Raw genomic sequence first — 15,950 nt, 5'->3', positions numbered from 1 at the left:
AATTGACAGATTATGAAAAGACTATTATTTACGTTAGCGACGTGTTGTGTAATGTGTGCATGTGAACAGAAAACAGAAATAAATCCGTTCTTTACGGAATTCCAGACCGAGTACGGTGCTCCCGATTTTACTAAGATCAGACTGGAGCATTATGAGCCTGCTTTCTTGAAGGGAATAGAGGAGCAGAATGCGGAAATTAAGGCAATAGTTGATAATCCCGAGGAACCTACTTTTGAAAATACCATTGTGGCGCTGGATAAAAGTGGCGGGATTCTGGCGAGAGTAAGTGGGGTGTTTTTTGCATTGACCGAAGCGGATACAAATGATTCGTTGACGGCCTTGAATGAAAAGATGGCTCCTGTACTTTCAGAACATAGTGATAATATTTATTTGAATCAGGATTTGTATAAACGGGTGGCTGATGTGCATCAACAGGAAAAGGAAGGTAAGATAACTCTTACGACTGAGCAACACCGGCTGTTGGACAAGTATTATAAAGCTTTTGTCCGTTCGGGTGCCGGACTGGATGCCGGAAAACAATCCCGTTTGAGGGAGATCAATAAAGAATTGTCGACTTTGGGGATTGCTTTCGACAATCATATCTTAAATGAGAATAACGCTTATCAGTTGGTTATCGAGAATGAGGCTGATTTGGCCGGGTTACCCGAATGGGTGAAAGCGGGGGCCGCAGAGGAAGCGAAAGCTGCTGGAAAAGAAGGGAAATGGCTATTCACTTTGCAAAACTCCAGTCGCTTGCCTTTTTTGCAATATGCTGAAAACCGTGAGCTAAGAAAAAATATTTATGAAGCTTATATCAACCGGGGGAATCATGATGATGCGAATGACAATAAAGAGATATTGGGAAAGATCATGGCATTGCGTTTGGAACAGGCAAAATTATTAGGATTCGATTGTTATTCCAATTTTGTACTGGATGAGAACATGGCTAAGAATTCGCAGACAGTCATGGATTTCTTGAATAACCTGTGGGGATACTCACTGGAAAATGCAAAGAAAGAGGCCGCCGAGTTGCAGAAAATAATGGATAAGGAAGGTAAGGGAGAGAAGCTGGCTGCATGGGACTGGTGGTATTATGCCGAAAAATTGCGTCAGGAAAAGTATGATTTGAATGAAGATGAAATCAAGCCCTATTTCAGTTTGGAAGATGTGCGTAGCGGATTGTATACCGTGGCCAACAAATTGTATGGCATTACATTGACCGAACTGAATGATGTGCCCGTATATGAGTCTGATGTGAAAGTGTATGAAGTAAAGGATGCCGATGGCTCATTTTTGGGATTGTTCTATGCAGATTACTTTCCACGCGCAGGTAAGCGTGGTGGCGCATGGATGAGTAATTTTCGTGAACAGGCCGGTGAAGTACGTCCTTTAATTTATAATGTGGCAAGTTTTACTAAACCTGCAGGAAATATGCCTTCTTTACTGACTTTGGATGAGGTGGAAACCATGTTTCATGAGTTTGGACATGCATTGCACGGTATGCTGACCAAGTGTAACTACAAAGGAGTGTCTGGTACCAGTGTGGCGCAGGATTTTGTAGAACTTCCTTCACAGATTATGGAACACTGGGCTGTAGAACCTGAAGTGCTGAAACTCTATGCCAAGCATTATGAAACAAGAGAAGTGATTCCGGATGAGTTGATTACGAAAATCCAAAATCAGGGTACTTTTAATCAAGGTTTTATGACTACGGAATTATTGGCAGCCGCTTTGCTTGATATGGAACTGCATAACCTGACTGATACAGAAAATCTGAATGTCGTTGCTTTTGAAAAAGAAACGATGGACAAGCTGGGGCTGATTCCTGAAATAGCTCCTCGGTATCGCGCCACTTATTTTAGTCATATTATAGGTGGATATGCTGCTGGGTATTACAGCTATCTATGGGCAGAAGTTCTTGACACGGATGCTTTTGAAGCGTTTAAAGAACATGGAGTGTTCGATAAAAATACCGCAGACTCTTTCCGTAAAAATATTCTAGAGAAAGGTGGAACGGAAGATCCTATGACCCTTTACAGAGGTTTTCGTGGGGCTGATCCCAGCTTGGAGCCCTTGCTTAAAAATAGGGGTTTGAAATAAAATAGGCTGTGAGATAGAATAATTTAGGCTGCAAAAAATGCTTTTGCAGCCTTTTTTCTCTTTTGGAATCTAAATATTTGTGTTTGATACCGTGGGAATGTGAAAAAAAAACTATATTTGCAACCTTGTATAAACTAAGAATTAATCAAAAAGTAAAAATAATAAATTTCAAAGTAACATGCAAAACAAAGGATTTGTAAAGGTTTTTGCGGTATTACTCACCCTTGTATGTGTGTTTTATCTTTCTTTCTCTTTTGTGACCCGCTATCACATGGACAAAGCGGCACAGGACCCGAAAGGTGAAGCACATTACCTTGATTCTATGCAGAATGAAAAAGTTTATTTGGGTAGTTATACGCTGAAACAGTGTCGCGAGATGGAGATTGGTCTGGGTCTAGACCTGAAAGGTGGTATGAACGTTATCCTTGAAGTTTCTGTACCGGATGTAGTGAAGGCTTTGGCTGACAACAAGACTGATGAAGCTTTTAACAAAGCGGTTGCAGAAGCATCAAAACAATCTATCACTAGTCAGGATGACTTTATCACTCTTTTTGTAAAAGAGTATAAGAAACAAGCTCCCAATGGCAAATTGGCTGAATTATTTGCTACTCAGCAGTTGAAAGACAAAGTAACCACCCGCAGTTCCGACAGTGAAGTTGAAAAAGTATTGCGCGAAGAGGTAAAGGCTGCTATCGACAACTCTTATAATGTATTACGTACACGTATTGACCGTTTTGGTGTGGCACAGCCTAACATTCAGGCATTGGAAGGAAAGATGGGCCGTATCATGGTGGAACTACCGGGTATCAAAGAACCGGAACGTGTCAGAAAACTGTTGCAGGGATCTGCTAACTTGGAATTCTGGGAAACTTTCGACGCAAAAGAAATAGTTCCTTATCTTTCTTCTGTAGATAACAGACTGCGTGATATTCTTGCTGTTGAAAGTGGTGCTGCTTCTGCTGATTCTGTAGCAGCTGATACTGTTGCTGTTGCACAGGCTTCTGCAATTTCTGCTGCCGACAGTCTTGCAGCCGCATTGAAAGGCGAAACGGCAAGTAACTCTGCCGCAATGGAGCAGATGAAGAAAGAACATCCGTTGGCTTCTGTTCTTCAATTAAATCCGAATGGTTACGGGTCGGTGGTAGGTTATGCCGATTATAAAGATACTGCTCAGGTAAACCAGTACCTTGCTATGAAAGAAGTGAAAGAAATGTTGCCGAAAGATCTTCGTTTGAAATGGGGTGTAAAGGCTGCTGATTTTGACAAGCAGGGACGTATCTTTGAATTGTATGCTATCAAGTCTACTGAACGTAACGGACGTGCTCCGTTGGAAGGTGATGTGATCACTGATGCTAAAGATGAATATGACCAGTTCAACAAGCCTTGTGTCAGTATGTCTATGAACACTGACGGCGCGCGCCGCTGGGCTGTTCTGACAAAGAACAATGTAGGCAAGGCTATCGCTATCGTACTGGATGGTTACGTATACAGCGCTCCGAATGTAAACGGTGAAATTACGGGCGGACACTCTCAGATTACCGGTAACTTTACTCCGGAGGTGACAAAAGACTTGGCTAACGTATTGAAGTCTGGTAAGATGCCTGCTCCTGCACGTATCGTTCAGGAGGATATCGTTGGTCCGTCATTGGGTCAGGAATCTATCAATCAAGGTATCATTTCATTTGTTGTTGCGTTGATTCTGTTGATGATCTATATGTGCGCTATGTACGGATTGATTCCGGGTATGGTTGCCAACTGCGCATTGGTTGTTAACTTCTTCTTCACATTAGGAATCCTTACCTCGTTCCAAGCTGCACTGACCATGTCTGGTATTGCCGGTATGGTGTTGTCATTGGGTATGGCTGTAGATGCTAACGTGTTGATTTATGAACGTACAAAAGAAGAATTGAGAGCCGGTAAAACTGTTAAGGCTGCTTTAGCAGACGGTTATTCTAACGCATTCTCTGCTATTTTTGACTCAAACTTGACATCAATTATCACTGGTATCATTCTGTTCTATTTCGGTACGGGGCCGATCCGTGGTTTTGCCACTACGTTGATTATCGGTATCCTCTGCTCATTCTTTACAGCAGTATTCTTGACTCGTATTGTTTATGAGCACTTCATGAATAAAGACAAGTGGTTGAACTTGACATTCACTACAGGGATTTCCAAGAACCTGATGCAGAACGTGAATTACAACTTTATGGGAATGATGAAACGTTCATTCACGGTATTCGGAGCGATTATCGTTATCTGTATCATTTCATTCTTTATCCGTGGTTTGGCGCAGAGTATTGACTTTACCGGTGGACGTAACTTCGTAGTTCAGTTTGAACAGCAGGTTGAACCTGAAACAGTGCGTGACTTGTTGAAGAAGAAAATCACAGAAGATAATGTACAGGCTATCGCCTTGGGTACGGATAAGAAGACAATCCGTATTACAACCAACTACCGTATTAATGAAGAGTCTCCTACTATCGACTCCGAAATTGAAGAGTTCTTGTATCAGTCTTTGAAAGATGGTAACTTGCTGGGCGAAGGTACTACATTGGAAATCTTTATTGATCGTGATAATCGTGTCGGTGGTTCTATTATCAGTTCTCAGAAAGTAGGTCCCAGTATCGCTGATGATATCAAGACATCGGCTATTTGGTCTGTATTGTTTGCACTGGTGGCTATCGGTTTGTATATCTTGCTGCGTTTCCGCAATGTAGCTTATAGTGTGGGTGCGACTGTTGCATTGGCTGTCGATACTATTCTGATTATCGGTGCATACTCATTATGTTATGGATGGGTTCCGTTCTCATTGGAAATTGACCAGACCTTCATTGGTGCCGTTTTGACCGCTATCGGTTATTCTATCAATGACAAGGTGGTTATCTTTGACCGTATCCGTGAGTTCTTCGGTCTGTATCCGAAACGTAACCGTATGCAGTTGTTTAACGATTCACTGAATACTACTTTGGCTCGTACCATCAATACTTCATTAAGTACATTAATCGTATTGTTGTGTATCTTTGTGCTGGGTGGTGACAGTATCCGCAGCTTCGCTTTTGCAATGATTTTGGGCGTTGTGATCGGTACGTTGTCTTCTATCTTCATTGCTGCTCCTATCGCTTACCTGACTATGGGCAACAAGATGCCGGAAGAAACAAAGGCATAAAAAGAAAGTTTCTTTTAAGAAATAAATAAAAAGAGGAGGATGCTCATATCATGAGAATCCTCCTCTTTTTATAATGACTGAATGGAATTGATTTGTGGAAAAAGGATAGATGAATCTTCTGTGGCTTCAAAAATAAACTTAAGTACATTGGATAAGTAACTTAGCTTGCTTGCCCCATGAAGTAAACTTGCTTTTTTACGCTACATTTTGCAGATCAATTCTGTTTGGCTATAATCATGAAAATAGTTATCTGACTACTCTTCCTGAAGTGTTTCCTTGCATTAATCCTTCCACTTCTTCTACTGTTACTTGATTGAAATCTCCATATATGGTATTTTTTAATGCAGATGCGGCAAGGGCGAATTCTAATGTTTTTTGGTCATTGTCGGAGTAGGTCAGCAAACCATAAATCATGCCGCCTACAAATGCATCTCCTGCACCTACACGGTCTACCTCATGGACAATATCGTAAATACCGGTATGCCTTAATGTCCCTTTAGAATAAAGTATGGCTGCCAGCAGATTGTGATTGGAAGTGATGGTATTACGCAATTCCAGAAATATTTTCTGGCATCGGGGCGCTTGTTCTGATACTTTTTGACCGAATACTTTGAAACCGGACAAATCTAATGGATATGAGGTGTCTACAGCTTTAAAACCTACCGGGGGAATGCCGAAAATTTCTTTGTATTCGGGTTCTGCACCAAAAATGACATCACTATATTGGACAAGAGGGAGCATTACTTCTGAAGCGGATTTACCGTAATTCCATAATTTTTTGCGGAAATTCAAATCGCACGAGATAGTTAACCCTAGACGGTCTGCTGTTTGTAGTGCTTCCAGGCAGGTATCTGCTCCTTCCTGTGACAGGGACGCCGCTATACCCGACCAGTGGAACCAGCCTGCATCGGAAAGAATCTTTTCCCAGTCTATCATGCCGGGACGTAAAGTGGCAAAGGAAGATCCTTCACGGTCATATACTACATTGGAGTTACGAAATGCTGCACCGCTCTCCAGAAAGTATAATCCCATGCGTTTCCCGCCATAAATAATGCCGTCTGTACCTAATCCGTAAGCTTGGAGTGAGTTTACACAAGCTTGTGCCATTGCATTCTCGGGAAGTCTGGTAACGAATTCTGTGGAGATGCCGAAGTTGACCAGTGATATGGCTACATTCGCTTCACTTCCTCCATAAGTAGCAATAAACTCGTTTGTTTGGGAAAAGCGCTGAAAATTGGGGGTGGTCAGCCTTAACATTACTTCTCCGAATGTAACGACTTTCTTGTTTTTGGTAATAGCTCTTGTATTCATAGTATGTTTTTAATCAGTATGTTAATTTGCACGAAGATACGATCAAAATTTTATATAAGTGCAAGAAATGTATAAAAATAGCCTTCTCTATTCTATATGGAAAAGATAGAGAAGGCTATTTTTATACATTCAATATTAGTGGTTTATTTATTGAATCGTACTTTTAGTTTGGCAAGCATATCCTGTGTCATACTGTCTAGATCATATTCCGGTTTCCATCCCCATTCCTCACGGGCACAAGTGTCGTCCAGTGAGTTCGGCCATGATTCGGCGATAGCTTGACGTAGTGGATCTACTTTGTACTCCATATGGAAGTCAGGCATATACTTCTTTATATTATTATAAATAATTTCCGGATCAAAACTCATTGAAGCAATGTTGAACGAATTGCGATGAATTAGTTTGTCGGGATTCGCTTCCATGATTTCAATGGCTGCACGTAAACCATCAGGCATATACATCATATCCATGAATGTATCGGCTGCGATAGGACATTCAAATTTTTCACCTTTTACAGCCGAATAATAGATGTCTACAGCATAATCAGTGGTCCCGCCACCCGGAGGTGTGACATACGAAATTAATCCGGGGAAACGAACGGAACGGGTATCTACACCAAAACGGATATGGTAATAATCGCTCAGTAATTCTCCTGATACTTTTGTAACGCCATACATGGTACGCGGATTACGGATAGTGTCTTGTGGAGTCTTGTCTTTAGGGGTGTTGTTACCGAAGACACCGATAGAACTTGGGGTAAATACGGCACAACCCATTTCGCGTGCTACTTCCAATACATTAAACAGGCCTCCCATGCCTATTTTCCATGCTAGTTGAGGTTTGGCTTCTGCTACAGCCGAGAGTAAGGCTGCCAGATTGTAAATGGTGTCGATGTTGTACTTTGATACAGTTTCGGCAATTTGTTGTTCATTGGTGATATCTACGATGGCAGAAGGGCCTGATTCTTTTAATTCCCCTTTAGGCTCGGCACCGGGAATATATCCGGCTACGATATTACCATTGTAAATACTTCTCAATTTCATGGTTAGTTCCGAACCGATCTGACCGGTGGAGCCGATAATTAATACATTTTTCATAGTTTGCTATTTGCTTTAAGTTTCCTTTTGGAAGCAAAGATAGATAGAAAACTGCATATTTTATCAAAATTTTCTCTATAATTTAATTGGATATCAAAAAAAAATAAGAACTTTGTCAAGTCAGACTGATTTTTAAACTTAAACTATATACTTAATAAAAAAACAAAGCTATGTATGGTAAAATGAAGGAGTTCCTTGCGAAGGAACTGGCTGATATTAAGGCAGCCGGATTGTATAAAAATGAACGTATCATTACCACACCTCAGCGTGCAGACATCAAGGTGAATGACGGAGAAGATGTGTTGAACTTTTGTGCCAACAATTATTTAGGTTTGTCAGATAACCAACGTTTGATCAATGCTGCCAAAGAGGCAATGGATACACATGGCTTCGGTATGTCTTCCGTACGCTTTATCTGTGGGACTCAGGATTTACACAAACAGCTGGAAGCTGCCATTTCTGATTATTTTAAAACAGAAGATACTATACTTTATGCTGCTTGTTTTGATGCTAACGGTGGTTTGTTCGAACCGCTGTTTACAGAAGAAGACGCTATTATTTCAGATGCGTTGAATCATGCATCTATTATAGATGGTGTACGTTTGTGTAAGGCAAAACGCTATCGTTACGCTAATGCTGATATGGCTGACTTGGAACGTTGTTTGCAGGAAGCGCAGGCACAGCGTCACCGCATTATTGCTACAGATGGTGTATTCTCGATGGATGGTAATGTGGCTCCATTGGATAAGATTTGTGAACTGGCGGAAAAATATGACGCGTTGGTAATGGTGGATGAATCTCATTCGGCCGGTGTAGTAGGTCCTACAGGGCATGGCGTGGCCGAACAATTTAAAGCATACGGTCGTGTGGATATTTTTACTGGTACATTAGGGAAAGCATTTGGTGGGGCAATGGGAGGATTTACCACCGGTAAGAAAGAAATTATTGATATGTTGCGCCAGCGTTCACGTCCTTATTTATTCTCTAATTCTGTAGCTCCTGCCATTATCGGTGCTAGCTTGGAAATGTTTAAGATGTTGAAGGAAAGTGATGCCTTGCATACTAAGTTGATGGATAATGTGAATTATTTCCGTGACAGGATGCTGGCTGCTGGTTTTGACATCAAACCAACTCAGAGCGCGATTTGTGCTGTGATGCTTTATGATGCGAAACTGTCTCAGGATTTTGCTGCCAAGATGCAGGAAGAAGGCATATATGTAACTGGTTTCTATTATCCGGTTGTTCCGAAAGGGCAGGCACGTATCCGCGTCCAATTGTCTGCCGGTCATGAAAAGGCACATTTGGATAAGGCAATTGCTGCATTTATTAAAGTGGGTAAAGAACTTGGGGTGATTAAATAAGTAATCTAAAGAATTTCTAGATAAAATAAAAGCAGTAAATGATTGTATAGTAATTGTTTACTGCTTTTGTAGCCCCGAGGGGAATCGAACCCCTATCTAAAGTTTAGGAAACTTCTATTCTATCCGTTGAACTACAAGGCCCTTTTATGGCTACAAAGGTACTCCTTTTTGTTAAAATGGCAATATGAAAGATCGAAAAATGTCTTAAGTGGGAAGAAAATAATCCTTTCTTTGTTGTTTTGTTGTTTTTTGTCTGTTTTTTATAATCTAATAATGTTATTATTCTGCTATGAACTTTCATGTTGTTTATAAAACATGGATAAAAATAATAAATTGTAAAAATGAATCGTTTTTGCTGCTGTCATAATGATAGAAATTTATGCTTTTAAACAGGTAATTATCTCTACTTTTTCTTAGCTTGGAAATAAATAAACCTTTAATTTTGTACATTTTGATATTCAAACGTAGTTTGACAGCGGAATATTTTGTCCTTTGACAGAACTTTCCGAACTTTGCAAACAGTGAAATTTTGTAACCCTAAATAATAAGTTATGGCAGATGAAATGATAGTCAAGGAGTTGGACCAAGTGGTGGTCCGTTTCTCAGGCGACTCAGGCGATGGTATGCAGCTGGCCGGAAATATCTTTTCTAATATTTCGGCTACAGTGGGAAATGATATCAGTACATTCCCCGATTACCCGGCGGATATACGTGCTCCGCAAGGTTCGTTGACCGGTGTGTCAGGTTTCCAGGTGCATATTGGTGCGGGTAAAGTTTTTACTCCTGGTGACAAATGCGACGTATTGGTCGCAATGAATGCCGCTGCATTGAAAACACAATACAAATTTGCGAAGTCCACAGCTTGTATCATTATTGATACAGATTGTTTTCAGAAATCAGATCTGGACAAGGCGGCTTTCAAAACAGACAATCCGATTGAAGAAATGGGTATTAAGCAGGATGTAATTGCTGCTCCTATTTCACAGATGGTGAAAGACTGTCTGGCAGATACAGGCATGGACAACAAGTCAATGTTGAAATGTCGTAATATGTTTGCTTTGGGATTGGTTTGCTGGTTGTTTAATCGTGACCTGGCGGTTGCTGAAAATTTTTTGCGCGAGAAATTTGCAAAGAAGCCGCAAATAGCTGAAGCGAATATTAAAGTGATACACGCCGGATATGATTATGGCCACAATACCCATGCGTCTGTGGATCATACTTATAAGGTGGAAACTAAGTCTAAAGTCCCCGGAAAGTATATGGATATCAGCGGAAACAAGGCTACGGCTTATGGCTTGATCGCTGCTGCCGAGAAAGCAGGCCTGCGTTTGTTCTTGGGATCTTATCCCATTACTCCGGCAACAGATATTTTACATGAGCTTTCTAAACATAAATCATTGGGAGTGACTACTGTTCAATGTGAAGATGAAATTTCAGGTTGCGCTACGGCTATCGGTGCCTCGTTTGCAGGTGCGTTGGCGGCTACTTCTACTTCGGGGCCGGGTGTTTGTCTGAAATCAGAGGCTATGAATCTGGCTGTTATTACAGAATTACCATTGGTGGTTATTAATGTACAGCGTGGCGGTCCTTCTACTGGTTTGCCTACTAAGTCTGAGCAAACAGATTTATTGCAGGCTTTGTTTGGCCGTAACGGTGAATCTCCTATGCCGGTCATTGCCGCAGCTTCTCCAACTCATTGTTTTGATGCTGCTTATGATGCTTGTAAGATTGCCTTGGAACACATGACTCCGGTGGTGTTGCTGACTGATGGTTTTGTAGCAAATGGTTCCGGCGCATGGAAATTGCCTGATCTGGCAAACTATCCGGCTATTAACCCACCCTATGTTACTCCGGAAATGAAGGATAATTATACTCCTTACAAGCGTAATACTGAAACAGGTGTCCGTTATTGGGCATTGCCGGGACAGGAAGGTTATATGCATATTTTGGGAGGCTTGGAAAAAGACAGTGATACAGGTGCTATTTCTACCGAGCCTGAAAACCATAATTTGATGTGCCGTTTGCGTGCCGAGAAGATTGCTAAAATTCCAGTGCCTGATGTTAAGGTGCAAGGCTGCGTAGAGGATGCAGATTTGTTGATAGTGGGTTTCGGTGGAACTTACGGTCATTTGTATTCAGCAATGGAGGAAATGAACCATGCAGGCAAGAAGGTTGCTTTGGCACATTTTGTTCATTTGAACCCGCTGCCTCAAAATACGGCAGAAGTGCTGAAGAAATATAAGAAGGTAGTCGTGGCTGAGCAGAATCTTGGTCAGTTTGCCGGATATCTCCGTATGAAAGTGGACGGATTTGTTCCTTATCAGTTTAATGAGGTAAAAGGCCAGCCGTTCGTAGTCAGCGAGTTAGTTGATGCTTTCACTGAGATTTTAAATAAATAATAACCGTAAAGAAAGTAAAGACTATGAACGAATATACAGCAAAAGATTTCAAAAAGGGACAACCTCGTTGGTGTCCGGGTTGTGGTGACCATTTTTTCTTGGCTTCGCTGCACAAAGCGATGGCTGAATTGGGAGTGGCTCCTCATGATACTGCCGTTATTTCGGGTATCGGATGTTCCAGCCGCCTGCCTTATTACATGAATACATATGCCATGCAGACTGTGCACGGTCGTGCGGCAGCTATTTCTACAGGCTGCAAGGTGGCTAATCCAAAGATTACTGTTTGGCAGATTTCAGGGGATGGTGATGGGCTGGCTATTGGTGGAAATCACTTTATACATGCCGTTCGTCGTAATATCGACTTGAATATGATTTTGTTGAACAACCGTATATATGGTTTGACCAAAGGACAGTATTCTCCGACTTCTCCCCGTGGATTTGTTAGCAAATCATCTCCTTACGGCACTGTGGAAGATCCGTTTCATCCGGCTGAATTATGTTTTGGTGCGCGTGGACGTTTCTTTGCCCGTGCGGTAGCTACGGATGGTCCTGGTACAGTGGAGATTCTGAAAGCTGCTGCCAATCATAAAGGTGCGGCTGTATGTGAAATTCTTCAGAACTGCGTCATTTTTAATGATGGAACACACGAATCAGTATATACGAAAGAAGGTCGTTCAAAGAATGCCATTTATTTAGAACACGGTAAACCGATGTTGTTTGGTGTAGACAAAGAATACGGGCTGATGCAGGAAGGTTTCGGACTGAAAGTGGTAAAGCTTGGTGAGAATGGTGTGACGGAAAAAGATATTTTAGTGCACGATGCTCATTGTATGGATAATACTTTGCAGTTGAAACTGGCATTGATGGAAGGACCGGATTTTCCGGTTGCATTAGGGGTGATCCGTGATGTGGAGGCGCCTACTTATGATGACGCTGTTAATGCACAGATTGAAGAAGTGGCCGCAAAGAAAAAATATCATAATTTCCAGGAATTACTGATGACAAATGATATTTGGGAAGTGAAATAAGATTTTTCATCTTCCCTGTAGGGACCAGATCTACAGAACTGTTTTAAAAATTAAATGGTTAGTAATAGGCTGTGAATAATTGCCGGTTACTAACCATTTAATTTAGAATTTTAGTGTGTGCAAGCGAACACACGTGAAACTGTCTTTATAGTTTGAGCCCTAAAGTTTCTCGCCGAATGCTAAATCACCGGCATCCCCCAATCCCGGAACAATGTATTTGTGCTCGTCCAAGACAGGGTCTATGGCGGCACACCATAATGTGACATCATCGCCGGGAAAAAGTTCTGCCATATGCTTTACCCCTTGTTGGCTGGCAATGACACAGGCCATTTGCAATTTAGCGGGTTTGCCTTTGGTAAGGAAAGCTTTCCAGGCAAGTTCCATGCTTTCACCGGTGGCAAGCATGGGGTCAACGAGAAGCAAGGTCCTGTCATTCAATGAAGGGGCGGCGATGTATTCAATGTGCACATCTACAATATGGTGCTCGTCATCCTTGTAAAAACGGAATGCGGAAACGAAAGCGTTGTCGGCATGGTCGAACATGTTCAGAAAACCGGTGTGCAACGGCAGTCCGGCACGGAATACCGTTGCAATCACTATTTTGTCATCGTGTGTGCTGGCCGTGGCAGTTCCCAAGGGTGTCTGTACTTGCTTTACGGAATAGGTTAGTGCTTTACTCATCTCGTATGCCATGATTTCTCCTATTCTTTCAATATTTCTGCGGAAACGCATACGGTCATTTTGAACATGTATATCGCGCAATTCCGCTACATATTGGTTTAGGAGAGAATTGCCTTCACTGAGATTGATGATTTTCATATCTATGCTTTTGTTATATTGTTGACTTTGACCTGCAAAGAAACAAATAATTTCTAGATTTGTAAAGTACGAATTGCATTTTTGTTACACAAATATAAATATTTGATTATTACGGAAATTTTTCTCTAATAACTTCTTTTTTTTAAAATAAAGCACTAATTTTGTAGCGCCTTAGACAAGGGGGTGTTGAAAAACATCTTCTCTCAGAAAATAAAGAGTAAAATAACATTATACAATAACCAAATTAAATCATTAAAAAATGGCAAATTTAGATTTAAGCAAGTACGGTATTACCGACGTGAAGGAAGTTCTCCACAATCCTTCTTATGATGTGCTTTTCGCTGAAGAAACTAAACCGGGATTGGAAGGTTTCGAAAAAGGACAGGTTACTGAACTGGGTGCTGTAAACGTAATGACTGGTGTTTACACAGGTCGTTCTCCTAAAGATAAATTCTTCGTTAAGAATGAAGCTTCTGAAAATTCAGTATGGTGGACTTCTGACGAATATAAAAATGATAACAAACCTTGTACAGAAGAAGCTTGGGCTGATTTGAAAGCTAAAGCTGTAAAACAATTGAGCGGCAAGCGTTTGTTCGTTGTTGATACTTTCTGCGGTGCTAACGCTGCAACTCGTATGAAAGTACGTTTCATTATGGAAGTAGCTTGGCAGGCTCACTTCGTAACTAACATGTTCATCCGTCCTACTGCTGAAGAACTGGAAGCTTATGGAGAACCTGATTTTGTATGTTTCAACGCTTCTAAAGCAAAAGTTGACAACTATAAAGAACTGGGCTTGAACTCTGAAACAGCTACTGTTTTCAACTTGAAGACTAAAGAACAAGTTATCCTGAATACTTGGTACGGTGGTGAAATGAAGAAAGGTATGTTCTCTATCATGAACTACATGAACCCGCTTCGTGGTATCGCTTCTATGCACTGCTCTGCTAATACAAATATGGAAGGAACTAGCTCAGCTATTTTCTTCGGTTTGTCTGGTACAGGTAAGACTACTTTGTCTACTGATCCGAAACGTAAGTTGATCGGTGACGATGAACACGGATGGGATGACGAAGGTGTATTCAACTACGAAGGTGGTTGCTATGCTAAAGTTATCAACTTGGATAAGGAAAGCGAACCCGATATCTACGCTGCTATCAAACGTGACGCTTTGCTTGAAAACGTAACAGTTGATGCTAACGGTAAGATTGATTTCGCTGATAAGAGCGTAACAGAAAATACTCGTGTTTCTTATCCTATCTATCATATCGAAAACATTGTTAAACCTATCTCTAAAGGTCCTCACGCTCAACAAGTTATTTTCTTGTCAGCTGATGCATTCGGTGTATTGCCTCCGGTATCTATCTTGAATCCTGAACAGGCTCAGTATTACTTCTTGTCTGGATTTACAGCTAAATTGGCTGGTACAGAACGTGGTATCACTGAACCGACTCCGACATTCTCTGCTTGCTTCGGTGCTGCTTTCTTGTCATTGCATCCTACTAAGTATGCTGAAGAATTGGTTAAGAAGATGGAAAAGACTGGTGCTAAAGCATACTTGGTTAACACTGGTTGGAACGGTACTGGTAAACGTATCTCTATCCGTGATACTCGTGGTATCATTGATGCTATTCTGGATGGTTCTATTGATAAGGCTCCTACTAAGGTTATTCCTTACTTCGATTTCGTTGTTCCTACAGAATTGCCGGGTGTTGATCCGAAGATCCTTGATCCTCGTGATACTTATGCTGACGCTGCTCAGTGGGATGAAAAAGCTAAAGATTTGGCTGGTCGCTTCATTAAGAACTTTGCTAAGTTTACTGGTAACGAAGCAGGTAAGAAATTGGTTGCTGCTGGTCCGAAGTTGTAATTTGAATTTTACAGATTTAACATATAAAAAGTGGTTCCTTATAAAGGAACCACTTTTTTTTATGCTTGAAAATGCCTAGATTTGTTGCAAACCAAATATGATAGCAAATGAAATTATTTAGATTAATGTTAGTTGGTGCAGGCATGTTCGTATTATGCAGCTGTACATCGCAAGGCTCCCGACAGAAGGAAGTTGTTGCGGATAGTGTTTCCGTGAGCCAGGTAAACCCTGTGGTAGAAACTATTATGAGTCGCCGTAGTATACGGAAGTATAAGCCCGAGGCTGTGGAGCGTGAAAAGATGCAGACTATAGTAGAATGTGGAATCAATGCACCTAATGGAATGAATAAACAGTCATGGGAGGTTCGTGTAGTAGATAATCCGGAATTTATCAATGGTTTGACTGAAATATTCAAAAAAGAAAATCCCAAAGCGGCAGAACGTCCGGGATTTAAGAATATGTTCAATAATGCTCCTACAGTAGTGTTTATTGCTAACGATCCTGCATATGATATGTCACAGATCGATTGTGGTTTGTTGGGTGAGAATATGATTTTGTCTGCCTGGTCAATGGGAATAGGTTCCTGTTGTTTGGGAGGACCTGTGCGTTTCATGAAATCACCTGCAGCTGCGGAATATATGAAAAAGTTGGGATTCAGTGAAGGGTATGAGTTGCTTTATGCGATTGCTTTCGGTTATCCCGATGAAATGCCGGCTGCTAAACCTAGAGAGGTTAGTAAAGTGAAGTTTGTAGATTAGAGATAAAAAATCCCGAAGGTAATATGGCCTTCGGGATTTTTTTA

General features: G+C 41.2%; 10 protein-coding genes and 1 tRNA gene. 7 read left to right on the top strand and 4 right to left on the bottom strand.

Features of this window, described 5'->3' with window-relative positions; all coding sequences use genetic code 11:
- Positions 1-12: 12 nt before the first annotated feature.
- Both GKD17_RS21430 and secDF read left to right on the top strand, forming a co-directional pair.
- Positions 13-2,100: a M3 family metallopeptidase gene (locus GKD17_RS21430; RefSeq protein WP_032935898.1), complete on the top strand. Its 2,088-nt coding sequence runs from the start codon at positions 13-15 to the stop codon at positions 2,098-2,100.
- 178 nt (positions 2,101-2,278) lie between these two features.
- Positions 2,279-5,266 (top strand): protein translocase subunit SecDF, encoded by a 2,988-nt coding sequence (secDF, locus tag GKD17_RS21425; RefSeq protein ID WP_007833744.1) that lies wholly within the window; start codon positions 2,279-2,281, stop codon positions 5,264-5,266.
- A 246-nt stretch (positions 5,267-5,512) separates the two neighbouring features.
- On the opposite strand, the gene GKD17_RS21420 is transcribed toward secDF, so the two are convergent.
- Positions 5,513-6,577, bottom strand: coding sequence for a sugar kinase (locus GKD17_RS21420; RefSeq protein ID WP_007833743.1), 1,065 nt, complete (start codon positions 6,575-6,577; stop codon positions 5,513-5,515).
- 143 nt (positions 6,578-6,720) lie between these two features.
- Positions 6,721-7,674, bottom strand: a complete 954-nt coding sequence (locus GKD17_RS21415; protein WP_007833742.1) for an NAD-dependent epimerase/dehydratase family protein — start codon at positions 7,672-7,674, stop codon at positions 6,721-6,723.
- Between the two features lie 170 nt (positions 7,675-7,844).
- Here GKD17_RS21415 and kbl point away from each other — a divergent pair, with 170 nt between their 5' ends.
- A complete protein-coding gene (kbl, locus tag GKD17_RS21410; RefSeq protein ID WP_007833739.1) occupies positions 7,845-9,035 on the top strand; it encodes a glycine C-acetyltransferase in 1,191 nt (396 codons plus the stop codon).
- Between the two features lie 69 nt (positions 9,036-9,104).
- On the opposite strand, the gene GKD17_RS21405 is transcribed toward kbl, so the two are convergent.
- Positions 9,105-9,176, bottom strand: a tRNA-Arg gene (locus tag GKD17_RS21405).
- 410 nt (positions 9,177-9,586) lie between these two features.
- On the opposite strand from GKD17_RS21405, the gene GKD17_RS21400 reads away from it, so the two are divergent.
- Positions 9,587-11,434: a 2-oxoacid:acceptor oxidoreductase subunit alpha gene (locus GKD17_RS21400; RefSeq protein WP_007833738.1), complete on the top strand. Its 1,848-nt coding sequence runs from the start codon at positions 9,587-9,589 to the stop codon at positions 11,432-11,434.
- Positions 11,435-11,457: 23 nt separating this feature from the next.
- On the top strand, positions 11,458-12,462 hold the full coding sequence (locus GKD17_RS21395) for a 2-oxoacid:ferredoxin oxidoreductase subunit beta (RefSeq protein ID WP_007833723.1): 1,005 nt from the start codon (positions 11,458-11,460) through the stop codon (positions 12,460-12,462).
- A 159-nt stretch (positions 12,463-12,621) separates the two neighbouring features.
- Here the strand turns inward: GKD17_RS21395 and upp are convergent, their stop codons facing one another.
- Positions 12,622-13,281, bottom strand: coding sequence for a uracil phosphoribosyltransferase (gene upp, locus GKD17_RS21390; RefSeq protein WP_007833722.1), 660 nt, complete (start codon positions 13,279-13,281; stop codon positions 12,622-12,624).
- Between the two features lie 259 nt (positions 13,282-13,540).
- On the opposite strand from upp, the gene pckA reads away from it, so the two are divergent.
- Complete coding sequence (gene pckA / locus GKD17_RS21385; protein WP_007833719.1) at positions 13,541-15,148, top strand: phosphoenolpyruvate carboxykinase (ATP); 1,608 nt, start codon at positions 13,541-13,543, stop codon at positions 15,146-15,148.
- Between the two features lie 107 nt (positions 15,149-15,255).
- Entirely contained in the window at positions 15,256-15,906 is a 651-nt protein-coding gene (locus tag GKD17_RS21380; protein WP_007833714.1) for a nitroreductase family protein, read from the top strand.
- Positions 15,907-15,950: the final 44 nt, after the last annotated feature.

Source organism: Phocaeicola dorei (genome assembly GCF_013009555.1).
GTDB lineage: Bacteria > Bacteroidota > Bacteroidia > Bacteroidales > Bacteroidaceae > Phocaeicola > Phocaeicola dorei.
The sequence above is the reverse complement of the archived record's forward strand: the minus strand, read 5'-3'. Positions and strand labels throughout refer to the sequence as shown.